21 protein-coding genes are annotated in these 24,678 nt (G+C 34.4%); 4 read left to right on the plus strand and 17 right to left on the minus strand.

What is annotated here, in order from left to right; genetic code table 11:
* The first annotated feature begins 63 nt into the window (after window positions 1-63).
* Window positions 64-420 (plus strand): 50S ribosomal protein L19, encoded by a 357-nt coding sequence (gene rplS / locus EG344_RS03830; protein ID WP_068942389.1) that lies wholly within the window; start codon window positions 64-66, stop codon window positions 418-420.
* A gap of 438 nt (window positions 421-858) precedes the next feature.
* On the opposite strand, the gene EG344_RS03835 is transcribed toward rplS, so the two are convergent.
* Both EG344_RS03835 and EG344_RS03840 read right to left on the minus strand, forming a co-directional pair.
* Window positions 859-1,302, minus strand: a complete 444-nt coding sequence (locus tag EG344_RS03835) for an SRPBCC family protein (RefSeq protein ID WP_123908393.1) — start codon at window positions 1,300-1,302, stop codon at window positions 859-861.
* 189 nt (window positions 1,303-1,491) lie between these two features.
* Complete coding sequence (locus EG344_RS03840; RefSeq protein WP_123908394.1) at window positions 1,492-2,274, minus strand: AraC family transcriptional regulator; 783 nt, start codon at window positions 2,272-2,274, stop codon at window positions 1,492-1,494.
* A 76-nt stretch (window positions 2,275-2,350) separates the two neighbouring features.
* Between EG344_RS03840 and EG344_RS03845 the strand changes: the two genes are divergently transcribed.
* Entirely contained in the window at window positions 2,351-3,499 is a 1,149-nt protein-coding gene (locus EG344_RS03845) for an MFS transporter (protein ID WP_123908395.1), read from the plus strand.
* On the opposite strand, the gene EG344_RS03850 is transcribed toward EG344_RS03845, so the two are convergent.
* From EG344_RS03850 to EG344_RS03900, 12 genes are all read right to left on the minus strand, one after another.
* Window positions 3,496-4,014: a DUF3592 domain-containing protein gene (locus EG344_RS03850; RefSeq protein ID WP_123908396.1), complete on the minus strand. Its 519-nt coding sequence runs from the start codon at window positions 4,012-4,014 to the stop codon at window positions 3,496-3,498. The two genes, EG344_RS03845 and EG344_RS03850, sit on opposite strands and share 4 nt — an antisense overlap.
* A gap of 84 nt (window positions 4,015-4,098) precedes the next feature.
* A complete protein-coding gene (locus EG344_RS03855; protein WP_123908397.1) occupies window positions 4,099-4,371 on the minus strand; it encodes a hypothetical protein in 273 nt (90 codons plus the stop codon).
* A complete protein-coding gene (locus tag EG344_RS03860) occupies window positions 4,368-5,078 on the minus strand; it encodes a hypothetical protein (protein WP_123908398.1) in 711 nt (236 codons plus the stop codon). Before EG344_RS03860 ends, EG344_RS03855 begins: the two co-directional genes overlap by 4 nt.
* Window positions 5,079-5,102: 24 nt before the next feature.
* On the minus strand, window positions 5,103-5,885 hold the full coding sequence (locus EG344_RS03865; protein ID WP_123859954.1) for a hypothetical protein: 783 nt from the start codon (window positions 5,883-5,885) through the stop codon (window positions 5,103-5,105).
* Between the two features lie 2 nt (window positions 5,886-5,887).
* Window positions 5,888-6,577, minus strand: coding sequence for a hypothetical protein (locus tag EG344_RS03870; protein WP_123859952.1), 690 nt, complete (start codon window positions 6,575-6,577; stop codon window positions 5,888-5,890).
* Window positions 6,567-9,305: a hypothetical protein gene (locus tag EG344_RS03875; protein WP_123859950.1), complete on the minus strand. Its 2,739-nt coding sequence runs from the start codon at window positions 9,303-9,305 to the stop codon at window positions 6,567-6,569. The genes EG344_RS03870 and EG344_RS03875 overlap by 11 nt, the downstream gene beginning before the upstream one ends.
* A 2-nt stretch (window positions 9,306-9,307) precedes the next feature.
* The gene (locus EG344_RS03880) at window positions 9,308-9,784 is read right to left on the minus strand and encodes a DUF4280 domain-containing protein (protein WP_123908399.1); all 477 of its coding nucleotides are present in this window, start codon (window positions 9,782-9,784) and stop codon (window positions 9,308-9,310) included.
* 47 nt (window positions 9,785-9,831) lie between these two features.
* Window positions 9,832-10,152, minus strand: coding sequence for a hypothetical protein (locus EG344_RS24210; RefSeq protein WP_228412851.1), 321 nt, complete (start codon window positions 10,150-10,152; stop codon window positions 9,832-9,834).
* 6 nt (window positions 10,153-10,158) lie between these two features.
* Entirely contained in the window at window positions 10,159-10,824 is a 666-nt protein-coding gene (locus EG344_RS03885) for a hypothetical protein (protein WP_228412852.1), read from the minus strand.
* Window positions 10,825-10,972: 148 nt separating this feature from the next.
* Window positions 10,973-11,968 (minus strand): alpha/beta fold hydrolase, encoded by a 996-nt coding sequence (locus EG344_RS03890; RefSeq protein ID WP_123908400.1) that lies wholly within the window; start codon window positions 11,966-11,968, stop codon window positions 10,973-10,975.
* An 86-nt stretch (window positions 11,969-12,054) separates the two neighbouring features.
* On the minus strand, window positions 12,055-13,041 hold the full coding sequence (locus EG344_RS03895; RefSeq protein ID WP_123908401.1) for an EamA family transporter: 987 nt from the start codon (window positions 13,039-13,041) through the stop codon (window positions 12,055-12,057).
* A gap of 127 nt (window positions 13,042-13,168) precedes the next feature.
* Entirely contained in the window at window positions 13,169-15,784 is a 2,616-nt protein-coding gene (locus tag EG344_RS03900; protein WP_228412853.1) for a T9SS-dependent M36 family metallopeptidase, read from the minus strand.
* Between the two features lie 470 nt (window positions 15,785-16,254).
* On the opposite strand from EG344_RS03900, the gene EG344_RS03905 reads away from it, so the two are divergent.
* Complete coding sequence (locus EG344_RS03905) at window positions 16,255-17,157, plus strand: hypothetical protein (RefSeq protein WP_123908403.1); 903 nt, start codon at window positions 16,255-16,257, stop codon at window positions 17,155-17,157.
* A gap of 106 nt (window positions 17,158-17,263) precedes the next feature.
* Here EG344_RS03905 and EG344_RS03910 read toward each other — a convergent pair whose 3' ends face one another.
* Together EG344_RS03910 and rpsA are read right to left on the minus strand one after the other, a co-directional pair.
* Window positions 17,264-19,864, minus strand: a complete 2,601-nt coding sequence (locus tag EG344_RS03910; protein ID WP_228412854.1) for a T9SS-dependent M36 family metallopeptidase — start codon at window positions 19,862-19,864, stop codon at window positions 17,264-17,266.
* A 522-nt stretch (window positions 19,865-20,386) separates the two neighbouring features.
* Window positions 20,387-22,177 carry a 30S ribosomal protein S1 gene (rpsA, locus tag EG344_RS03915; protein WP_123908405.1) on the minus strand — a complete coding sequence of 597 codons (1,791 nt, stop codon included), beginning with the start codon at window positions 22,175-22,177 and terminating at the stop codon, window positions 20,387-20,389.
* Window positions 22,178-22,608: 431 nt separating this feature from the next.
* On the opposite strand from rpsA, the gene EG344_RS03920 reads away from it, so the two are divergent.
* Window positions 22,609-23,874, plus strand: a complete 1,266-nt coding sequence (locus EG344_RS03920) for a carcinine hydrolase/isopenicillin-N N-acyltransferase family protein (protein ID WP_123908406.1) — start codon at window positions 22,609-22,611, stop codon at window positions 23,872-23,874.
* Between the two features lie 8 nt (window positions 23,875-23,882).
* Here EG344_RS03920 and EG344_RS03925 read toward each other — a convergent pair whose 3' ends face one another.
* Window positions 23,883-24,572, minus strand: a complete 690-nt coding sequence (locus tag EG344_RS03925; protein WP_123908407.1) for an MBL fold metallo-hydrolase — start codon at window positions 24,570-24,572, stop codon at window positions 23,883-23,885.
* Between the last annotated feature and the right edge of the window lie 106 nt (window positions 24,573-24,678).

A 24,678-nucleotide genomic window follows, 5' to 3' on the forward strand; every position in this document is an offset into this window, starting at 1 on the left:
GTTATTCAACCTCTGACGATAAACGTGTAAGTTGCTTAGCTTTAACATTTTATTTTATTAATAATGGATTTATTAAAGTACGTACAAGACAAGTACATTGCGAAAAAAGAATTCCCTGAATTCAAAGCAGGTGATACAATTACTGTGTATTACGAAATTAAAGAAGGACAAAAAACTAGAACTCAGTTCTTCAAAGGGACAGTTATCCAATTAAGAGGTACTGGTTCTACAAAAACTTTTACCATCAGAAAAATGTCTGGTGATGTAGGTGTAGAAAGAGTATTCCCTATCAACTTACCTGCACTTCAAAAAATTGAGGTTGACAGAAGAGGTAGAGTTAGAAGAGCTAGAATCTACTACTTCAGAGATCTTAGAGGTAAAAAAGCGAGAATTAAAGACGCTGCTTACAAGAAGAAATAATTCAGACAACAATAAATGCAAAAGGAAGCTGTTTACACGTAAACAGCTTCTTTTTTTATGGGCAATTGGTAATGCGTAATAAATGATGATATTATTTCTGTGTAGAATTTTTTATCTCTTTATACTTTTGTTTTGAAACAAAAGTATACAAAAGTTCAAGACTGGAATTATCCGCTAAAAATTTAAACGGACTTCTAAAATTTCCAAACTCGTATAGTCCAGTTGGTACTCTTTCGATTCAAGACTAGAGTCATACCCAGACCGTGGAAATTTTTTAACGGATTAATTGAAATTTCCCCAACGCTCCTAATTCCCAGGTCGATGGAGAGCTCCCCTTACTCCGATTCTCAAACATCTGTGAAAATCTGTGTCATCTGTGGTTAATAATATGAGTAATAGGTAATATTTACACCTAATCTTTACATCCTGAATATGCTATTATTCTTTGTATGGAGTTCCTTTTCCAGTTTCCAGGAAGAGTTTTAGGCTGCCCAGAAACTGCACCCAACCATTGGAGCAGATATCATAACATTCAATATCCGGATTTAGACCAAGGTGGGTAACTTTTATTTGTGTATTTTCTCCCGTTGGCACTAGTTCCCAAACGATGGTGGTTCCAATCCATTCTGTCTGATTTTTTAACTCTGGAAGAGCAATCAGCGAGTCTTCTACCTCCCAGATTATCTTTGAATTGGGTATCGATTCTTTCACCCGCATTGTTTTGTGAATATTAACTCCAAATCTTATGGTGAATACATCTCCGGTTTGAGCGGAGGAACCTTCAAACATCTCAGTCCACCAAAGTGGAATCTGACGAGCTAAAGCACCATAAGATTTGTCTGCAGTAGTTTTTACTTCTATTGTATTGGTATAATTATCCATGGTATTTATTTTAGTTTGGTTATACAATTTTATGGAAATTAATTACCAATGGGCTTTACATAGGACAAGAAATAGATTGATGAACAATGCATTGATCATCCCGTTAAAAATTCTTTGAATTTTTACCACCCCTCCAGAGGAAGGGAATGATTCCGTATTCAACTGGAATGTTATGGATAAATAATAGATTTACTCGTTTTTTATTAGATATTGTAGGGGTGTAGAACCAGTATGCTTTTTAAAAAATTCAATAAAAGCACTGTCTGAAGAGAAATCTAAAATATGAGATACCTCTCCTATTGTATTTCCATCTACCAAAAGTTCAATAGACCGTTGAAGTCGCCACTGCTGTCTCCATTCCTGGTAAGAAAGACTGGTTTCCTTTTTAAAAATACGGGTAATAGTCTTTTCAACAGCTCCGGTTTCTTCTGCCAGTTTTTTTAGCATGGGTGGTGTGGAAGTCCGTATTGTCCACTCCTCTACGATTCTCTTAAGACGTCTGTCAACAGGCATTTTAAGTTCCAGTTTTTCTTCAGGAGCTTTTGCTATTTCATCCCAAAATACGTTTAAAACATTCTTTTGGTCAACCTTCAGCGAGCTCCATTCCCAGAAACAGATTCTTTCAATAATTTCTTTTAATAAAGAGTTTACATGCAAAACTCTGAGACTGGAATTCATATACTTTTCAGCATATTCGTTATCAAAATAAATAGATCTATAGGCTACAATATTCCGGAAATTCACCCTATGAACTTCACATGCTGGTATCCACAGCATCCTGAATGGTGGTAATACAAACTGCCTGTCAGAAGTCGTTACGGTCATACATCCTGAAGGCGCATACAACAGCTGTGCTTTGGTTTTGTGGTCGTGAAATCCGGAATCGTGCATGACCATATCGGATGCTATTCCAATCACTTTTTCTTTTAGAGCATCTGCATCAAATTCTTCATTTTGTTTCAATATCGCCATGTCCTATTTTCGATATTTTTTGTTTTTATATCATTATAAATATACAGTGATTTTTTCAAAACTTTGCAGAAAAAAAATGAAAAAGACAAATCCTCTATGGCTATTGACACTTCTGGTAATGCTTCCCCAGTTTGTGGAAACAATTTACAGTCCTGTATTACCAATGGTTCAGGAGAAATTTAGGGTGAATGAAGAATCTGCTACCTTAACGATAAGCCTTTATTTTATTGCTTTTGCTTTGGGAGTTGCATTTTGGGGTGTACAATGTGATAGAATTGGAAGAAAAAAGTCGTTGGAATATGGGCTACTCACTTATGGAGTTGGAACTTTAGCCGCTATTTTCGCGCCCACTTTTACCCTTTTACTGGCTGCCAGAATTACTTCCGCTTTTGGTATTGCTGTCGGGTCCATCGTTACTCAGACCATCTTGCGGGATACTTATGACAAAGACCATATCAGCAAAGTATTTTCATGGATTGGGATTGGCTTATCCATCAGTCCGGTAATTGGAATGACCACAGGTTCAGTTCTTGCTTCTTCAACAGGTCATCAGGGAGTTTTTATCACTTTATGCCTGACGGCAATTGTATTTTACATTCTTTCCAGAAAAAACGTTTCTGAAACCCATCATTCCGAAAGGGTAATCAGTTTTAAAATGTTATTTGATTTATTACGACGGATGCTTGGAGACCGGAAAATCATCAGATGCTGCCTATTGATTATGAGTTTTAATGTCTTGTTGTTTTCATATTATTCATTGGCTCCTTTTATTTTCAAAGAACAGCAGTATTCATCGTATGTTTTTGGATACAGCAGCATTGTATTAGCAGCAGGAACATTTGTTGGAGCTAAGCTTAACAGATTTTTACTTCTGAAAAATAGGACTCCTAAGATTTTAGTAACATCAAGTGTAATAGGATCATTCATAGCTTCCGTTTTTGTATGGCTCCTGATTGATCATGGTATTTATTTCCTGATTCCGTACTTCTTTATTGTAATGGCCTTCAGTATTGCTATTCCAAATATTCTGAGTACCGCACTGATCAATTATAAAAATGAAACCGGAAGTGCAGGAGCATTGCTGGGGCTTATTTATTATGTACTGATAGGAAGCGGATTGGTAAGTATAGGATTCATTCAACATCTGGGAATTTCATGCCTTATTTTTTCAGGAATTGGAGTAATCACTTTACTGGCATTCAAACCAAAAGAAAAAACCGTTTAAGTTATAAACGGTTTTTTCTTTTTTAATGTTCCCATGTAATATATTATAACAAACAATCCAATTACTAGTGGGATCATGTAAAGACACAGGAATAGAAATGGCCAGAACCAAAGATGCCAAAATCCTCCACGAATAGCGTTGAAAGGATCTTTTTTATCAAAATACACGGTTACATCATTGGACCATTCTTTGCTATTACTGCTATAATCTGCATGAAGGATATACGAATGATTGGAAGAATCATAATAAGTGATAACCGGAGAATACATTTTGGTATAATTAATCTCGTCACCATCCTTCGACCAGCTTTCTTTATATCCTGTAATCCTTGCTTCCGTTTTGACTCCACCAAATACTAAATTGATATGCCTGTACAATTTGCTACCATTGTAATAGACTCCCCCAACCCCCATTGCCAGGAATAAAAGTGTAAATACAGTAGCGAGAATAGCGACTAAACGACTATCTCTTTTTTTCTCTGTTTTGTATTGATTTTTTGTACTATTTACTTCCATATTCCTTTTTCAGATCTTTCAACATTATTCAAATCAATTAAAAAGTTAGAACTCTTATTTTCGCTCATGTTAAAAAGTAAATTATTATTGTTTTTCACCCATCATCAATCTGATATTATATTTAAGCAGGTATAATCCCAACACTAATGGAATCAAAGACAGACATAATACGATAAATGGTGAAAACCATAAATACCAAAGTCCACCCCGAATAGCTTTTGAAGGAATTTCTTTATCATAATAAATGGTTACTTCACTTGACCATTCTTTGCTGTTACTGCTATAATCAGCATACAAATTATAAGATCTATTGAAAGCATCATAATAGCTAATTATTGGAGAATAGAACCTTTTCATGATTTACTATTGATTGCATTAAATGACTTTTGCTTAATAATTGTAATCAAAAAAGCAATATTAATGGCTAACAATCCTGCTGGGGCAAAGGAATCCTCTGCCCTCCCTGAGAAAAGAATCCTTATCACAAATAGAACAATGAATATGAATATTGAAATCTTAAAACTATATATTATGCCTCCTAATCTAACAATAGCATTGTTAAAAGAAGAATCCTTGATTTCAGATTTCAGTTGAAGATAAAGAAAGACTGCTAATAACAAGCACGGTATCAATATCTCCATATTAGTCAAAAGGATCTGGTTAAGTCCTATCACAACCTCTATAACACCCCCAAGCGGAGATTTGAATATCACAACACCAAAAAGAGTTACAAAAATGAGGATTGCCACCAGCATTCCCATGGCTGCTTTACGCTTGTTGAAGCCTTGACTCTCCATATCTTTCTGATAGTTCAAATACATGGTTTTTAACTCATCATAGTTCTTGTTCCTAATTTTATGATAGAGAATATATAGAAATAACGCTTCTGCTTGAAAAAAATTGATGACAACCACCTTCTCAAATTCAAAGAAGGTTTCCTTATTCAAGGTAAACCATACATCGATATAAGAGTTTATAAAAACATATACAATTGCATATATCTGGAAGAACAGCAAGAAGTTTCTTGCCATAAAGCTTAAAATATGCTGTGATTTAGTTGTCAAAATATATTAGTTTGAAAACTATCCTTATCTGAATAATTCTAAGTGACCTTGGTTATTCCTAAAAAATATTGCACTTTCTATAAAATGCAGTCCTTCTTCTTTTGAATTTTTGTCCTCCAATACCAATCCAGGAGCATTATTCAATTTTTCCAGATAAACTAATCTATTATTAAAGCAATATTTCAAAGTATATTCTTCTTTTGGAACCAACGACAGTTCATAGTCCTTATATGAAAAAAGCGCCTTATTCAAAAAATACTGTCTTCTATCTTTCTCTAAATAATGAGCCTTAACAAAGTCATCAAATCGAATTGTCGTAAACTGATTATATTGTTTCAAATCATCATCTTTAATATAGCTCGCCAACATTTCATATTGCTGATATACTTCAGAAAACAACTCATCTTGCTCTTCTCTGGAAAAATCATACTTTATTTTACTGACATCCAGATGGTATGGAAAACTGGCATCAAAGTTTAGAATGTTTTCATAAAAGGGTTTATTCTCAAGGGATTCATCAAGTACAAAAGAATGTATTACCTGTTTCTTCAAATAAAAATCATTTGCTTCTTTTACAAAAATATTCAATTCAATTTGAGCATCTTTATGGAAGTCCTTATTATTGAAAAGCGGTGAAATCTTAAATTTAAGGTCTTGTTCACCGGAAGAAAACAATAAATTATTAATTGGAATATCCGTGGCAATTTGAGGCTCATTAAAGTATGAAAAGCAAGGTATGCCGTTAACTTCAATTTCTATTGAACATAGAAAGGCTTTCACTTCAACTTTATAGATAGGTTGGTTCATTCTTACTTTGTTTTTTTATTGTACTCACCTTTTAGTTCATTGAACTTATCTTTATAAAAGCTTTTATCGTTGCTTGACGGTTGAACTTGCAATTCCTTCAAATGAATAGCTGAATTCTTATTTCTGAATTTCGTTAAATCTAAAAACTCACTATAAAAAATTTTATCAAAGAAATAAGGGAGTTCATTTTTGTTAACAGCAATTAAAGCAATACTTTTATTTACTTTTTCATATTTGACACCTACTATCATTTCCTTTGATTCCCATTCATTCCTTACAATATTGGAATCTTCATTCTTTAATTCAATTTCCTGATACTGCTTATCACTTGAGATTTTCTTAAGAATATCTTTATATATCTCATCAGAATTATTCTTTGAATCAGCAAAATATCCTTTAAATCCAATGATTTTCTCTTTGTTGAAATAAACATCCATGTAATCCAGCTTACCATTATTTTTAAAAGGCTGCCATTTCTCTTGGATTTGATTTCCTTGCAAAACGATTCGACTGTGCAGATGATCAACATAATCTCGGTATCTTAATTGATTAGCTTGTTTACCGTTTGCAAGATTTACATAAGATTCCTGTACAATGTTCAAATCAACCTTTTCTGATTTGGATTGGCAAGAAATCATTATTAGATTTAGATTCAGAAGAAGGATAGCAATATACTTATTTTTATTTCTCATCTTTTTTATTATTTAAATATTCAATACTTTCAGGACCGATCTTGTCCTCTTTCATTACCTCAAAAGTTTCGTCAATCTTTGGTATTACTGAGATTCTATTTCTACTGAAGACATTTTCCACTATAACAACCTTTACGTTCAAACCTTTGAAAACATAGCTATTCTTTTTATAAGGGCCAGTATTATCGGTTCCTAATTCTTCTACAATCTCAATTCCTGAGTTGATGGAGATTTCTGCTTCGAATCTTTCTTTTTTCTCACCTGTAGGCAGTATGATGACGTTTTCCTCATTACTTTTTATACCTCCTTTAACACCGAATGGAATACTTAAAATAGCCTTCTTGTTAGATTTCTTATCATCAATACCATTGATTGAATTATATACTATAGTGAATTCTCCATTCAATTCAATATTTACATAAGCCAGCAAATATATGTCTGTTTCAGTCACCCATTCAATAGCTTTTCTGATAAATTTTGTAATATCACCAATACCATACACTTTGATACTATCTGTAATAACAAATAAATCCACTTCAAAGTTTATTCCGATAAGAGGAGCCAATTTGAAAGCTCCGTTAAGCATTGTTACAACTTTATGGTTATTTTCCTTTTCAACAACACTCCCTAGGTTCCATTTAAAAGCCAATACCACATTTGGAGAGACAAGCTTAAAGCTAAAATATTCCTTAAAGCCTCCAGTACTAGCATTTGCTGAATTTTCAGGATTAAATTTATCTAAAAACGACTTCAAATCAGCAAGTTTTTTTATGATATTTTCAATCTTTTCCATTCCAAATTTGTGAACATCACCATTCACCTTTACAGAAATATCTGTAGAAAAGCTAAATCCTTTATATTCACTCTTGAACTTAAACTTATCTGAGAATCTCAATCCTTGTCCTGCAGGATAACTAGTTAAATCCTCCTTTTTTCCGAAACTCAAAGTATGAGATTCATTGGTTGAAATAATGAATGAAACTTCCCATTCAATATCCGGCCAAACATTTATCTTAACCAATTGATTGGGATATCTGCAAGTAGATACAGGTAAAAAATAAACTTGGGCAGTTTTATCCGTAAACCAAAAGTATCTGAAAATCCATAATAAATTTATTGCATTATTTGCTCTTGTATTATCAGGGTTTTGAAAACTTTCAAAAGCAGTCTTATTATACATATACCTCAACATCAAGGTAATCTTCTCATTGCTGTCAATCTTATAGTCAACTCCTTCTTTCCATTGCTGAGCTACAGCTACCTGATATGCATTATTTGTTTTTAAAACATCTGTATCACTTTCATTTTCTTTGGTTGTTGCAACTCCTGCACTTCTCTGCTGTTCATGATGGGTAGTATCTGCCTGTCTTACATGTGTAGCTCCATTTTTTAAGGCAGCATAAACTTTGTCTACTTGGAAGACATTCTTCTTCTCAGAATGTTTTTGCCCTTCATCCAGCAATAATCCTTGACAAAAGGTATCTTGAGTAGTAAGTTTGTCTAAAGTAATGGAAATATTCTTCCGGCTATCTCCGGTTATAATATTAAAACTTTCCTTACTTTTATCTATCGGACCTACGGTTGCCGTTTCATCAAATATGACAAAAGTTTCTCTATCTTTATCATCCTCATCTTTTACCGTAATCTTTGAATATCCGCATGGATCAAACTCCCTTTGATTGTACTCAATATCCCCAATATATTGAATCATATTATTTTTCTCCTGTTCAATACGAGTAAGATAATGATCCATCAATTCTTCAGACACAATGAATCTACTGGAAATCGAATTTTTATCATCGATATCCTTCAAGCCCAATACCTTGGGATCGTATTCTATAAGATCACTTGTAGGATCATCTGCATAATTTTTATAATTTACCCTTTCTTCCTTGGAATTGGTTCCATAAATCATACCTGGCTCGTTCCAATATCTATAGATTTCCAATATAACCGTAAAATTCTTCTTTACATTTTGATTCTTTTTCCATTCAATTTCTATAGGGAATGTAGTATTGATATAAGAATTCCAATCATCATCTGCCCTCACATTATTTGAGATATTATACACCTTAGGCTCTTTCCAAAGATTATTATCTTCAAAATCATCAGTTTCCGTAAGTCCTTTTGCTGAGGTTTCTTCTAACAGATATAACTTTGCCTTATATTTATTCTTCTCATCCAAATTATAGGCATGAAGCATAATTTGTAGTGTAACACTTTCTCCATAGTGTTTCACTTCTTCACTCTTGGTAAAATAGGCATAGGATATTTTAGGTTTATCTACGGGAACAATATAAAAATAAAAACCCGTTCCTGGATTTTCACTAAAAAGTTCCACCCTCTGTTTAAATCCAAAATAATAGCTATAGGCCTGAGGATTAAAGACAAGGCTGCTCCCTTGTTTATATTTTAGTCCTAGTCCATATTTGGCTATCTTTTCCTTACCTCCACTCAAGGGGCCCCATAAGTTTTCAGTAATATCTTCCTGTTTAGCTTTCTCTAAATTTTTATAAAAAAAGTCATAAATAAAAGCCCATCTAGCCTGCTCCACCGTATGTTTGGGATTTTTGCTTTTCTTTCCCACACAGCTTTCATCAACAAAAAATTCATTCCGCTTATTTAAATATAATGGATAGGTATTTCCTTTAGGGACGGAGTTTACCTTATTGTTTTCTTTCCATAGACAAAACTGTAGTCCGACTGTATTTTCAATATTATCCGGCATAATTATTCAGCATTTAAGAATTTGTAAGGATCTTTTTTATCAAGGTTCTTCATATCCATCAAAGGATTCACATGCGACTGCAATTCACTATCCGAATTCTGAAGATTCTTTTTGGTAGGTTCTCCCATTTGTCCGGATTTAATAATAGAAATACAGTCTGTACCTCCGATGGGACAGGTTGCTTTGCTGTCTTGCAGCAGGATATAACCTCCGGGTGGATCGTAGAGCTCTTTTTCGTAATAACCACTCCATTGGGTGACTACGGCTGAACATGGGGTATTATTTTTTTTGGAGCATGAACCGAAAGTATTCTTCTCAAAGGTAGCTCCGATATCTTTATGAGTTGCGGCAAGCTTACTGCTGCCTGCATTATCATTCACATAATATTTGGTTTGTGTAAGCACTTTCAGTTTATCCGGAGCAGAGCCAAATTTACATTGGCAGATTGCTCCCTGTACTACTTTTTCTTTTAGTGACATTTGGTGTGTTTTTGTAAAAATAAGTCTTTTTCCTGAACCGATAAGCGTTACCAGTCATTTTCGATCCTTTCGAAATTATCAAATCCCCATTTATTAGGCGGAACTTTGACAAGACCACCCGTAATAAAAGGACTGCTTTCATCTAATATTTTGCCTTTATATTCCTCTGATCCCAACTGATATTGGGTATAATGAATCTTTTTCACGAATACTTTCTTCCCCGACCAATCTCTGGAGAATACTTCAAAATAAGCTCTTGTATGCATTGGAAAATGATGATACAGATCATGATCGAAGATCACTTTAAGGGTCATATAAAGAGTACCATCATCAGCATGGCCTTCAGGATAAAAGTATCTTGGAGCCAATAATTCTTAACTTTCAAATTTTATGACAAAGGAATGGTAATCTGTAGGAAACTTATCGATAGTCTGTATTCCTGAAAATTTCAACGGTCCACGATAAGGAATCACGGAAAGATACAGATCTCTTTTAACTTTTCTGGTATCTCCGTAATCAATAAACTTAGGATGAAAAAACAGGTTCCAGAACCAGTCATTGTGCAGACTTTGTTCAATAACGGCTTTATTTTGAAGCTTATTTTCAAAGTTATCAATAAAAATATCCAGTTCTTTACTGCTGTATTTATCAGCTATTTTTGATTTTTGTATCTTCCATCTTTCCAGCATCTTATCGTGATTGATAATCTCGCCTGTACCTGTTCCTTTTTCATTAATATCTACTTCCACAGGGTAAATGGTGGCTGATAATGCTGATGAAATAATTTCACTGATCTTATCCGGTTCATGCTGATTGTACAAGATATCTTCCTTATTGATGCTTAATGTTCCCTTGCCGTATTCAATGTTCAGATTAGCAGCTACAGTATAATCTATCCTTTTGGAGGGCTTTTCATCGTTACCGGAAAAATATTTTACAGACACTCCATACTTTCTCCCTTGAAGTCCGGAAGGTCTTATTTTGATCGTATTTAATCTGTGTAGAATTTGTTTTTTAGATAATCTTATCTCCGACTTCATTAACTCAGTGTGACTTTATTATATCGCCAAAGTTAACAAATTTCTGTTTTATCACCTGTTTTGGATAAATAGAAATCCACACAACCGCCTGAGCTCTCTGTTACAACCTGATTGCGTAAAAATGATGTCGTTAAAAACCCTCTTCAGATTATTTAATAAAGTTATATAAAGCCTCAAAAAACTTAGGATAGACTTCAATATGCGGAAGATGACCAACGTTTTCTAATTCCACCAGTTGAGATCCTGCAATTTCACGCTGGGTTTTCTTACCCAGTTCCTGGTACTGCCCCATTTTAGGCTGAAGTTCCTTTGGAGCTCTATCTTTCCCTATTGCAGTTCTGTCTCTGGTACCAATGATGAGTAAAGTGGGAACTTTTATATTTTTAAATTCATAACAAATAGGCTGGTTATAGATCATATCAGAGGTCAGTGCAGCATCCCACGCTACCTGTGGATAGTCTTTATGTAATGTCCATCCGGCAACAAGGTCAAGCCAAGGTTGATATTCCGCCTTCCATTTATTATCATAATAGAACTTTAACTGATAATTTTTATAAGTTTCCGCTGTATTTTTAAGCTCCGATTGATAAGCCTGATCTATATTCTGGTAGGCAGCAAACGTTTTATAATCTTCAAGTCCGATAGGATTTTCAAGGATCAGCTTCTGAACTTTTTCAGGATAAAGCAACGTAAACCTTGTAGCTACCATCCCCCCCATTGAATGTCCCAGAACAATGGTTTTATCAATTCCTAATTCATCCAAAACAGCTTTTGTATTTTCTGCCAGTTGCGAAAAGGAAAACTGATAGCTATGCGGTTTTGAAGACTTTCCAAACCCGATCTGATCCGGAATAATCACTCTGAATCCTTTTTCCGAAAGATCTTTTGCAGTTCTTTCCCAATAGGCTCCGTTAAAGTTTTTACCATGGAGAAGAAGAATGGTTTTCCCATTGCCCTTTTGAGGTTTTACATCCATATAAGCCATCTTCAGATTGTTATCCTGAGATTTTAAGTCCTTAAAATGTACCTCATAAGGATATTGATACTCAGATAGCATGGCATCCAACGGTTTTATTTGTGAAAACAGGATTCCTGATCCGGTTACTAATACTATTGCAGTCGCTATATTTCTGAAATATCTCATTATATTTTACTTTAAGTTTTTAAAATTAAAAAAACCGCTCCAAAAGGAACGGTTTTCAACTGTTATTTTTAGTTAAATATTATTTTTTAAGAGACTTCTGCCATAGAAACTTCTTTTTCTTTTTTGGAAGGAAGATTCATTAAAACAATGGCAAAAAGAATCAATATAATTCCTACCCATTGTATTAAAAATACTTGTTCACCCAATAGAACAAAGGCCATGGTTACGGAAACCGGGAGTTCCAGTGAAGAAACAATACTTCCTAATCCTAATCCTGCATTCGGGAAACCGATATTGAACAGAATGGGTGGAATGATGGTTCCGAATAAAGCCAATACAAAACCGTATGTTAAAAATATTGAATAATTGAAAGAGTGGATATGCTCTGTATTTTCTGTAAAATTCAGATAAAAAGCTTTTAATCCATCAAAATACATGGGTCCTATCTGTGCGAAGAACAGAAAGGCAAAAACAACAATAGAACCTCCTGCCAACATAATAATACTCTTTCTGAAAACAGGTAAATGCGTCGCCAAAGTATTGGAAGTAAACATCGTTAATGTATATGAAGCTGCGGCCATCAATCCCCAGAAGATTCCATGCCAATCCAGTTCGATTTCCATATTAATAAGGTTGGTCGCTAAAACCGTTCCCAGTAATACAATAATTACAGCAACAATTTTCCTTGCATTAGGAAGCTTTTTGGTGATAATACTTTCCACTACTACACTGAACCAAACAGACTGCATCAGCAATACAATCGCAATAGAAACGTTGATATACTGCACTGCTATATAATAAAACAAACTTGTTCCTCCCAATGACGTTCCGGCAAGCATCAGCATTCTGACCTCTTTGGAGCTTGGCATTGATAATTTCTTTTTCGAGGTTAACGTTTGAATAAGATTCAGGATCAAAAGCCCTATTAAACCTAATACAAATTGGGAGGTCGTCACTTCAGACGTTGTAAAACCATCATGATAGGCCATTTTCACAAAAGTGGCCAACATTCCGTATATACTAGCACCAATCCCTACAAATAAAACACCTTTTAGTATATTTTTCTTCTTCATAATTTTTTTAACAGCCTGCAAAGGTACAACATATAAATTAAAATACCTTGGAGTGTTGTTATGATAGATAAATAAGATCGCCGCAAGCTTTGCTTGCGGCGATCTCTCCAATTGATTATATAGTTAGTTATTTTTTCACAATCACTTTAGAATTAGCTTCAAAACCAAGTCCTTTCACTTTCACAATATAAGTACCGCTTACCAGACGGCTTGTAGAAATTGACTTTTTATTTTCAGGTGAAATTTTATCTTCTGAAGAAACCAATTTACCAGACATATCATATAATTCTACACTTACTTTTCCAAGAGTTTTGCTTGGGAAATTAATATAAAACTCATCTTTTGCAGGATTTGGATAAATAGAAATTTTATTATCTTTAATTGAAGTTACTTCATCAGTTCCCAGTGAAGCACAGTCTTCAGGTATATTAAAATTCTCTACCTGATCCGTACCCACACTCTTCACGCCTGCGGAAGCTCCTACTCCAAGCCCTCTTTTTGCGAAGACTTTCCAGATCATACATCTATCCTGACCGTTTGTTGTTGCCATATCTGCAGACAATATCGCATCTCTTCCATCAATAAAGCTAGGGTTACATGCCTGAAGCTTCAAGGCATCCACCACTAGTTGCAGTACTTTTGTACTTCCATTAGGAGTCGTTGACATTACATCTGATGAATATCCATATTTTTCAACATACTTCCAATGCAAATCCCACAACATAGTAGCCCAAACAAAACCAATAGAATGAGAATCTGTAGATACACTCCCATTGGTATTGGTAACTTGCATTTGATTGGTAGTTCCATACGTAAAAGCATTCACTGAAAAATTAGGGGAATATTTAGCAGGTCTGATACCGCCTCCTGTTATTGGCTCTCCTCCTGCGTAAGTTCCCATACCTCTTGCCACCGAAGCATTATCACCAGGCTTATTGGTCAACATCAAAGCAAAGAAATCAGACCAGCCCTCTCCCATCTGCTCTCTACTTGCAGAGGTAGACAAACATCCAGAACCTGTACCCGTTAATCGGTTTGATATTCCATGTCCGTATTCATGGGTTACAATTCCATTATCAAAACTTCCGTCCGGAGTAATACTGGTAGCCGGATCATTTTTAAGGGTAATGTTCACTGTTGTATTAGCAGCAAGTTGAGTTTTTATATACTCTCCTTCTGAGTTTTCGATGGAAACTGTAGGAATTGTAATAGAAGGATCCGTCCCACCCATTCCCCACGGAAAACTGGTAGCAGCTGCATTATTATATATTACAACACCAATAGCTCCGGCATCCTGGGCATTTTTTGCTTTTACAGCAAAACCACAATTTGTGCCTCCTCCTCTTTCAATAAGTCCTATTTTCCCTGCAAGTGATCCAGCTGGTAACGCTGTACAGGCATATATATTTGATGACAACTGCACGTTGGCTGTCACGCCGGTAGCTGTTAATGCAGGACCAAATTCAGCAGTTCCATTAATAGGTGTACGTACAACAGCAGCTCCCGGAGCATTGTAAAAGAACATCTGATTTACGGGTGACCATAAATACATCTGCATGTACGGATTATTTCCATCCGGAGGGGTGCCGAAATTGGCATTATTAAGTCCACCTCCATCTTGACCTTCCGCTTCTACATAATCATCACCGAGCCCACCCAATCCAAAATTATTTTTCTGAAAGTTTCTCGCTGATTCTGTAAATCCAAACTTATAAAATACATCATGAATTTTATTATTCAAATAAAACAGATTAGTAATAGACGCATTTTGATTAGCAGCAGGTGTTCCGTTGATACTGAATGGAAAATCAAAATTTCTGGTCGTTCCACCATCAGGAGAAAGACCAGCGTCTACATCTCCTGTATCTTCATAAGCATATACATTATTCCCCCTTGTAATAGTATAATGAATATCTCCATCGGAATGCCATCCTTCTGGTGAAGCTACTAAATTCCATGGATTAGAGATTAATTGCCTTGAACCGAATGTAGGGGCTTCTACTGGTAAAGGAAAAACATTATAACTGGCATTATCAGGTGCCAGGAAAGGGGTAAATTGAGCCATATTATTTTGCGGTCCCTCCTGCTTATTTTGGATAAAATCCATCTCTTCATGGCTATGAGAATAAGCACCTGGATGAAAACTACAAGATAAATTCAAGTCTGTTTTTTCAATGATTTCACCGGTATTTGTATCTATTAGATAGTTCCAATAGCTTGGTGATTTTGGTTCTCTTAACAGATATTCATAAGCAAGTTTCAAACTCCCTTTATGATCTACATATACAAGTCTTTGTTTTGCAACTTTTTTGCTGTCAGCAGATTCTCCGGAAAAATCATGAATAAGGAAGTCTTTCACATTATTTTTCTTCAAATCTTCTGCAATGGTATGAAGCGCAGCGGTTTTGCTGACAGTGGCATTACCAATTACAGATATAGTATAATCTTTCACAAAATTATCTGTATAATAAACTACTTTATTATCTTTAATAAGTGCTGTCCCCACAGAATTATATATTGGCAAGCCTTTATAAGTCTGTATAAATTTCACAACATTCCCATTTAAAGATTTTGAAGCATCTACATTATCTATAATAAAATTATTGAGATCATATTTTTTATATTCTCTTATTTTATTTTGAGAAATATAATCTTTAATAAGCTTTTCATTGTCTTGTCCGAATGCAATAACCGGAAAAACAGAAAATACCGCAAACAAAATAGGTAGAGTTTTATTTTTCATATCTATTATTAAAGACGCGAATCTACAAATATTTTATATAAAAAGATCAATATTAATAAATAATGAATAAAAAAAATAACTTTCTGATCTGAGCCCCCATCTTATTTATAAAAATTATTATTTTTTCATAAATATCGATTTCATTTACAACTACCTGACAATAAAATTATCTTTCTTTTGTTCTAAAAAGCTCATCTCACTTTTAGAGATAACCTCCCCCTTTCCCTTATCATAAGATGCTTAAAGCACCTCAAACAACAACAAGCATAAAACTAAACCTATAAAAATGGCTAAAGAGAAGACTCTAAAATTGGAATATTTACTTTAAAAAACCTTTACAGAAGCCGACGTTTTTCTTTATTTCTGAGTTTTCATGATTTCTTATTCACTTGCTTTTAATATCTTAGGTACACTTAATCTCGAAATGAAGATCACAAAGCATTATATAATTTTTTTTAATCACCGAAAAAATGAAGAATATCACAATTAAATTTTTATGTTTATTTTTCTTATTCAGCCTGCTGTCTTGCAGCGGATCACCACAGACTCAGGATGAGGAAAGAATATGGCTGGTATTTCAACCTAAAGTAGAACAGAACAAATCAGTAACCCTAAAATTGTTCTTTAGGAGCAAACCGGATAACGGAAGCATCAAAGTCCTCTCTGCTTCCTCAAAGACAGATACAAAACTAGATGGTTCAAAAATCGAAAAAGAAATGAAATCGGATGGGGAATATTATTTCTATGATATCTTTTTTGAAGCGGGAGCGTTGGGCAAATCAGATCTCCCCGTTGTAGAAGCAAAAATAAATGGAAAAACCTACAAAAGCAAAGCGGCAACCATTGAGGTTGTGAAAAAACAAGATGTAGACAATAATGCAGTAAGACTGGTATTGGAAACCGATAAAAGCCGTTACCATGTGAATGACACGATTAAGCTCTCCCTGTATGAATATTCTAAATTCTCTCAGATCTCTAAATTTACTCCGGCAGATCTGGTTAAAAAAGGCGCACCCGAGGCTTTATTTGAAGTGATTGATGCAGGAAATGTAGATTATGAAGTAGGCATTGTGGGTTTCAAAAAATACATAGACGCCAATTTTAAGGTAGCAACTTATCACTGGAATGTAAACGATGCAGGCAAGCAGATGGCCACACTAGATGGTACATCTTATATAAAAAACCTGATTTTTTATATAAAAATGACGGCTAAAGAAAAAGGCACTTTTAGCATACCTAAAAGCCATTTCGATTATAAAATTTATCCTTATGAAGAAGCTTTCCGAGAGGAAATGCTTGGCCCGGAGGAAGTTTTGCGCACAAAAAACAGGATAAGCCCACAATCTAATGCATTGAATATTATTGTAGAATAGTATAGATTAATGCATATCCTAACAAGAAAAATCAATATAAAACAAAGAAGCTATCCCTTTTGGAGACAGCTTCTTTTACTTATTATTATTCAATAATCTTTTCAAATTATTTTCTTACCATCACTTTTGATGTTGCTTCAAAGCCCAACCCTTTCACCTTTACCATATAAGTACCATCTACCAAACGGCTTGTAGAAATTGCTTTCTTAGCATCAGGTGAAATTTTATCTTCTGAAGAAACCATCTTACCTGACATATCATAAATCTCTACACTTACTTTTCCAATGGTATTAACCGGGAAACTGATAAAGAACTCATCTCTAGCCGGATTAGGATAAACAGAAATTTTATTTTCTTTAATTGACTTCACCTCATCAGTTGATAATGAAGCACATTCTGACGGTAAGTCAAAGCTCTCAACCTGATCATAGATATTATTTTTAAGACCTGCCGAAGCATTTACCCCCAGCCCTCTCTTTGCAAAAACCTTCCAGATCATACATTTATCCTGTCCGTTTGTAGTTGCCATTTCTGCAGCTAAAATAGCATTTCTTCCATCAACAAAACTTGGATTACAACCCTGCAGCTTCAAAGCATCCGTAACCAGTTGCAATACTTTAGTACTTCCATTAGGCGTACCAGACAATACATCAGAAGAGTATCCGTATTTTTCAACATATTTCCAATGAAGATCCCATAACATAGTTGCCCATACAAACCCTATAGAGTGAACATCAAGAGACAAACCACCACTTGCATTGGTATATACCATTCCATTTGTGTTTCCATAAGTGTAGCTATTGATTGTAAAATCAGGAGAATATTTAGCAGGTCTGATTCCTAAACCTGTTGTAGGCTGTCCTATTACGTAAGTACCCATACCTCTGGCCACAGAAGCATTATCTCCTGGCTTGTTCGTTACCATAAGAGCAAAGAAATCAGACCAACCTTCTCCCATCTGTTCCATACTAACACTCGCATTTAAACAGTTCGATCCTGTTCCGGTCAGCCTGTTAGATATACCATGTCCATACTCATGAGTAATAATACCATTATCACAACTTCCATCTGGAGTCATGCTGGTAGCGGGATCATTTTTTAAAGTCACATTTACTGGTGTATTTGCAGCAAGTAAGCCTTTAATATAATCACCTTCAGATTTTGCAATCAGCACAGTAGGAATAGTAACCGTTGCATCAACTCCAGTCATATTACTCAATGAATTACCATTAGCATCGTTATTATAAATAATAGTAGCGATAGCCCCCGCATCCTGAAGATTTTTAGTTTTAACCACAAATGAGCACGTCCCTCTTTCCACCAGTCCAATTTTCTCCGTAAGCGATCCTGCAGGTAAAGCTGTACATCCGTCAGAAACCGCAGATAACATTACACTACCTGTAACCCCATTAGCATTCAAAGGACTACCAAAATCCGCCGTTCCCACTAAAGGAGCTCTTGGAACAGCCACACTTGGTGCATTATAATAGAATTTTTGGTTTATCGCGCTCCATAAATACATTTGCATTCTTGGTTTACTACCATCTGCAGGGCTTGCAAAGTTCGCATTGTCTGTACCTCCACCATCTTGCGCTTCAGCATTTACATAGTCATTTCCTAAACCTCCCAATCCAAAATTATTTTGTTGAAAATTCTTTGAGGTTTCGGTAAATCCAAACTTGTAAAAGATGTCATGTACCTTGTTATTAATATAAAATAAATTGGTAATAGCAGCATTTAAATTGTTGGCCGGAGTACCATTAATATTGAATGGAAAATCAAAATTTCTACTTGCCCCTCCATCTGCATAAGTACCGGGAGCATTAGTATTAGCCTTATCATCGTAGGCAAACACATTATTTCCTCGTGTATATGTATAATGATTTGTTCCATCAGAATGCCATCCTTCCGGAGAAGCAGTAGGCAGCCATGGATTTGTCACTATTGACCTGGAACCAAATGTTGCAGATTCTATAGGCAATGGAAACACATTATAAGTTGCCATATCCGGTGCCAATAAAGCCGGCTGAGCACTCATCTGCACAGGTCCTATAAAACCATTGTGCGCAAGTGTTGATTCATCATGTGAAAAGGCATCGTGTCTGAAATTACAGGAAAGATTGAGATCAGATTCACTAATAATTTCCCCGGTTTTCGCGTTTATAAGAATATCCCAGTAACTTGGGGATTTTGGATCCTGAAATGAGAATTGATAAGCCAGTTTCAAACTTCCTTTATCTTCAGCATATACTAACCTCTGCTTTGCCGCATATCCCTTTTCAGGATCAGTGTCTGAATATCCAAGAATATAATAAGACTTCACCTCATCCTTCCCTAAATGGTCAGCAATTCTCTGTAAAGCATCTTTTGCAGTAACAGAAGCACTACCTGAAGCAGACTCCTTATAATCTTTTACAAAATTATCCGTATAATAAACAATCTTATTATCCCGAATAAGTGCAGTTCCCACAGAACTATATATTGGAAGTCCATTATAGGTTTGTAAAAATTTTACGACATTTCCATTCAAAGACTTTGACGGATCTACATTATCAATAATAATATTATTTAAATCAGATTTTTTATATTCTCTCGTTTTATTTTGAGAAATATAATCCTTAAGCAATCTTTCATTATCCTGTCCGAACATAAAAGCAGGAAAAACAGAGAAAACCGCAAACAAAATAGGTAGAGTTTTATTTTTCATATCCATTATTAAAGTTGCTAATCTACAAATATTTCGTAATCAAAATTCAATTACATTAAATCATAATCAACAATAAGAAATAATAAATGAAAAATTAAAATTACATTAAAATAAAATATATCTCAATAAGGAGAATCCAATTCTATATTATTCCCTAAAACAGAATATATAACAATGATTTCTATTATAACATTCTCACATATCAGAGAAAAAAAACATAAAAACACAGACTTTATATATAGTATTTTTTTGAAAATTTTAATTTTATTTTAATATTTTCCTAAAACATCTCTATCCAGTATGAACATTTATCAGCATAAAAAAACTGTCCAGATGGACAGTTTAACTCTTATTTATTTCTTAATGATTCTTTCTGAATAGGTTTCATTTTTATCTGTTATTATAGTAACGATATATACTTCTTCTTTTCGGAAACCCTGATCTATCTACAACCAATTCTTTTTGAAACAAAAAAAAAAGCCGCTCAAATGAGCGGCTCCTTATTTATAAATGGTTCAAAGATTATTTACCTTCTTCCATTTTTCTTTTCAACTCTGCTAATGCATCGATGTCTCCAAGAGTAGATCTTTCTTCGTTGTTTGAAGAAGAAGATACGTTTCTAGAAGAAGATTCTTTAACGTTTTTCTTTTCTTCGTCTCTGAAGATCCCTGTGTGAGAAACTACAACTCTCTTGAATTCTTTGTTGAATTCAATTACTTTGAATTGAGCATCTTCACCTTTTTTGATTTTAGATCCATCTTCTTTCTCTAATAATCTTGAAGGGCAGAATGCTTCAACCTCAGCATCTTCGAATTGTACAGAAGCTCCTTTATCGTGAACTTCTACAGCTTTACCAGCGTGGATAGTTCCTTCAGCATATTTAGTTTCGAATTTATCCCATGGGTTTTCAGTCAATTGCTTGTGACCTAGAGATAATCTTCTAGCTTGGATATCTAATTCAAGAACTACAACATCTAATTTATCACCTACTGCACAGAACTCAGATGGGTGCTTGATTTTCTTAGTCCAAGAAAGATCAGAGATGTAGATTAATCCGTCGATACCTTCTTCTAACTCTACGAATACACCAAAGTTAGTGAAGTTTCTTACAGTTCCTACATGCTGAGATCCTACCGGATACTTAGCTTCGATGTTCTCCCATGGATCTTTAGATAATTGCTTGATACCAAGAGAAATTTTTCTTTCTTCTCTATCTAAAGTTAATACTTCAGCTTCTACTTCATCACCTACTTTCACAAAGTCACCAGCAGATCTTAAGTGAGTAGACCAAGACATTTCAGAAACGTGGATTAATCCTTCAACACCTGGAGCGATTTCTACGAATGCACCATAGTCAGCAAGAACTACTACTTTTCCTTTTACTTTGTCTCCAACTTTCATGTCAGCAGAAAGAGCATCCCAAGGATGAGCTTCTAATTGCTTCATACCTAATTGGATTCTTGTTTTCTCATCATCGAAATCAAGGATTACAACTTTTACAGTTTGTCCGTCCTCAAGGATTTCAGATGGGTGGTTCACTCTAGACCAAGAAAGGTCTGTAATGTGGATCAATCCATCTACACCACCTAAGTCAATGAATACACCGTAAGAAGTGATATTCTTAACAGTACCTTCAAGAACCTGACCTTTTTCAAGTTGAGCGATGATTTCTTTTTTCTGACCTTCGATATCTGCTTCGATCAATGCTTTGTGAGATACAACTACGTTTTTGAACTCAGGGTTGATTTTCACAACTTTGAACTCCATAGTTTTTCCTACGAACTGATCGTAATCTTTAATTGGCTTAACGTCAATTTGAGAACCAGGTAAGAATGCTTCGATTCCGTGAACGTCAACGATCATACCACCTTTAGTTCTTGATTTAACAAAACCGTTAACGATTTCTCCAGTTTCGTGAAGTTCGTTTACTTTATCCCAAGCTTTAAGCGTTCTAGCTTTTCTGTGAGATAATTGTAATTGACCAGTTTTGTCTTCTCTTTTGTCAACCATTACTTCTACCTCATCACCTACACTTAGGCCTTGGTTGTAACGGAATTCGTTAAGAGAAATAACACCTTCAGATTTGAAGTTGATGTCTACGATAGCTTCTTTGTCAGTTAATCTTACAACTCTACCAACTAAAACGTCATTATCGTTTAGACTGTTAAGAGATCCGTTGTAGATTTCTTCTAAATCGCTTTTTTCTTTTCTCGCATCTGCATCAAGACCTGATTCGAAAGAATCCCAATCAAATTGTTCTGGTGCTACGTTTTGGTTTAATAAAACCTCTGCTGAATTTGTCTCTTTTGACATTTTCTAATAAAATTTGTATTCCTTCTTTTTTAATGGTTCGAATAAATGTGGATCTAAAAAATACGGAAGTAATTAATTTTTAATATTTTACCTTTTCAAACCTTTCACACAAAAAGTGGGTGCAAAGATAAAAATTTTATTTGAGATAAACAAGAGATTTTCTTTTACCAAACCTTCCACTAAACAACTGATTGTCAAGGTCTATTTATTTTTATGAAAAGAATAAAAAACCAAAAATTGAGATCATCATGCAAAACATATTGCCACTAGGATCTTGAATATCTTATTTTCTATTTTTAAAAGCGTTTTTCTGTTGATTACATCCTAATCTGGAATGATTTATTCTTTAACCAAATGTAAAATTTCCAAAAAATCTTTTAACAAAATATTTTTTTATCAATCAAAACAAGGAAACCTATAAAAACTATGTAATGCAAAAGTATTTCCTTTTAATTTTAATCAGTCTGTCAGGGTGCGTACATACACTAAAAGCATGTACTATATTATCTTGTTCCAGAGGAGGCGAAGTATTTGCAGCAGCTAATGAAGACGATACAACACCCTTTACAAGAATATGGTACAACCCGGCAACTAAAGACCGTTATGCTTCCATTTGTTTTGGTGCACCGGATATGCAGATTGCAGCCGCAATGAATGAACATGGATTATTTTTTGATTATGCAGCAGCAAACTATGATTTAAGCAAACTTAACCTGACAAATCCTTATAAAAGTGATATTATGTGGGAGGTTCTGGGAAAATGTAAAAATGTAAAGGAGGCAATGGTCATTTTAAAAAAATATGACTACATCTCTCAGTCCCAGGTCTTATTAGCCGATAAAGAAGGAAATTCCATCTTGATTAACCCTAAGGGGATTATCGAAAAAAAAGGAGACTTCCAGATCAACTCAAATTGTAATATGATCAATGGAAAATTAGCATGCAGAAGACCAGAAATTGCCAATGAAATGCTTTCCGGATCTAAGGAAAACAATATTAATTTCCTGAAAAGTATTCTGGATAAAACCCATCAGGAAGGAGAATTGAACACATTATATTCTACAATCTGCGATTTGAAAAACGGAATAATCTATGTCTATCTTTTCCATGATTACAATATGGTATATAAAATTGACTTGAAAGCTGAGTTGAAAAAAGGATACAGGATAGAAAATCTGGCAGATCATTTTTCTCCGACATTTGCTTATGAAAGCTTTTCAAAAAATCATTCTCTATATCTTAAAGAATCTATTTTTCAGGAAATGAAAGAGAAAGGTATAGATATAACCATTGATCATTACATTATGGAAAGCGAGAAACTATCTCCAAAAAATGAAAAAATAAATTCTGCATTATTGGAAGTAGCACTACAGCTTATTAAATATTCATGGAACGAACATCATTATGGCAGTTCATGGGATTATTGGTTCAGTAAACCTGATGGATATGATATCCAGAAATACAAAGACCCAAAACTTACCTCAGCAGAAAAGCTTTTAAAATATTTATCTTCAAAAGAAACTACAGATCTTAAACTCCGGAATTTCATGTACGAAATCGTTGGCTTTACTAATCTGGCACAGGGAAAGACAGCGACCGCGAAAGAATTTTATAGTAAATCAATCTGTAATCCGGATGAAACCTATAAAGTCACTTTACTTAGAGGAAACGAAATCATGAACAGGTTAAATAAATAAATGCTTTTCTATTTAACGTTAAGATAAATTTGAAGACGTTCTTTTGCTGTTTTTTTTATCATTTCATAATGAAATGGATAGATGTTTTCGAAGTCATATTTAAGTAATTTTTTACAGCTTGAGAGTCTATCGTTTAGATTTTCATATTCAGTATAACTTTCCTTTCTAAAATCTTTGATGTTTCCTGTTTTATCCCCATAGACAGTATCCCCGGTGAATAAGGATTTCGATTTCTTTTCCAGAAGACAAATCGCCCCTCTACTATGGCCAGGAGTATAAATAACTTCTATATTGTCAGCAAAAAAAGGAATTTCTGAAAAGAAAAAATCTGGTTTCATTTTTAACCAGGGATGATTCTCATCTTTACTATGGGCATAAACTTTTAAATTAATTCTGGACTGCCATTTTGTACCATCTTCTATACCACAAGACCCATGGGATAGAATAGCATATACTGGTTTTTTGAACGAAGTAATAAACGTTTCCAAATCCTCGGAATAGGCAGGAATATCAAATAATAGTAATTTATCTTTCAACACTATCAGGTAAATATGTACTTTTTCATCATAAAAATATTGATTGTTAATTTCATAAATATTTTCAGACAACTTAGTATAAAGGGTATCTGTTTTTGATTTGCATGCAAACATACAAGGTAAATAAACAATGAGCAGTATTAATCTTTTAAGTGTATTCATTGTATGATTTTTAATTATTCCATTGCTATTTTGGTTGAGCTCTTATCTAAAGCAGTGAACCCTTTCAGAACATCTCTAATAATACGGAGCCTTCACCTTTCCTTAA

The organism is Chryseobacterium sp. G0162 (assembly GCF_003815715.1).
GTDB lineage: Bacteria > Bacteroidota > Bacteroidia > Flavobacteriales > Weeksellaceae > Chryseobacterium.

Bases quoted from the DNA above. Each gene is read 5' to 3' on its own strand.
- EG344_RS03875 (WP_123859950.1), bottom strand. From the start codon at position 9,305: ATGCCGGATAATATTGAAAATACAGTCGGACTACAGTTTTGTCTATGG.
- rpsA (WP_123908405.1), bottom strand. From the start codon at position 22,177: ATGTCAAAAGAGACAAATTCAGCAGAGGTTTTATTAAACCAAAACGTA.
- EG344_RS03895 (WP_123908401.1), bottom strand. From the start codon at position 13,041: ATGAAGAAGAAAAATATACTAAAAGGTGTTTTATTTGTAGGGATTGGT.
- EG344_RS03880 (WP_123908399.1), bottom strand. From the start codon at position 9,784: ATGTCACTAAAAGAAAAAGTAGTACAGGGAGCAATCTGCCAATGTAAA.
- EG344_RS03855 (WP_123908397.1), bottom strand. From the start codon at position 4,371: ATGAAAAGGTTCTATTCTCCAATAATTAGCTATTATGATGCTTTCAAT.
- rplS (WP_068942389.1), top strand. From the start codon at position 64: ATGGATTTATTAAAGTACGTACAAGACAAGTACATTGCGAAAAAAGAA.
- EG344_RS03865 (WP_123859954.1), bottom strand. From the start codon at position 5,885: ATGAACCAACCTATCTATAAAGTTGAAGTGAAAGCCTTTCTATGTTCA.
- EG344_RS03835 (WP_123908393.1), bottom strand. From the start codon at position 1,302: ATGGATAATTATACCAATACAATAGAAGTAAAAACTACTGCAGACAAA.
- EG344_RS03885 (WP_228412852.1), bottom strand. From the start codon at position 10,824: ATGAAGTCGGAGATAAGATTATCTAAAAAACAAATTCTACACAGATTA.
- EG344_RS03840 (WP_123908394.1), bottom strand. From the start codon at position 2,274: ATGGCGATATTGAAACAAAATGAAGAATTTGATGCAGATGCTCTAAAA.
- EG344_RS03850 (WP_123908396.1), bottom strand. From the start codon at position 4,014: ATGGAAGTAAATAGTACAAAAAATCAATACAAAACAGAGAAAAAAAGA.
- EG344_RS03900 (WP_228412853.1), bottom strand. From the start codon at position 15,784: ATGAAAAATAAAACTCTACCTATTTTGTTTGCGGTATTTTCTGTTTTT.
- EG344_RS03845 (WP_123908395.1), top strand. From the start codon at position 2,351: ATGAAAAAGACAAATCCTCTATGGCTATTGACACTTCTGGTAATGCTT.
- EG344_RS03870 (WP_123859952.1), bottom strand. From the start codon at position 6,577: ATGAGAAATAAAAATAAGTATATTGCTATCCTTCTTCTGAATCTAAAT.
- EG344_RS03910 (WP_228412854.1), bottom strand. From the start codon at position 19,864: ATGAAAAATAAAACTCTACCTATTTTGTTTGCGGTTTTCTCTGTTTTT.
- EG344_RS03920 (WP_123908406.1), top strand. From the start codon at position 22,609: ATGCAAAAGTATTTCCTTTTAATTTTAATCAGTCTGTCAGGGTGCGTA.
- EG344_RS03905 (WP_123908403.1), top strand. From the start codon at position 16,255: ATGAAGAATATCACAATTAAATTTTTATGTTTATTTTTCTTATTCAGC.
- EG344_RS03925 (WP_123908407.1), bottom strand. From the start codon at position 24,572: ATGAATACACTTAAAAGATTAATACTGCTCATTGTTTATTTACCTTGT.
- EG344_RS03890 (WP_123908400.1), bottom strand. From the start codon at position 11,968: ATGAGATATTTCAGAAATATAGCGACTGCAATAGTATTAGTAACCGGA.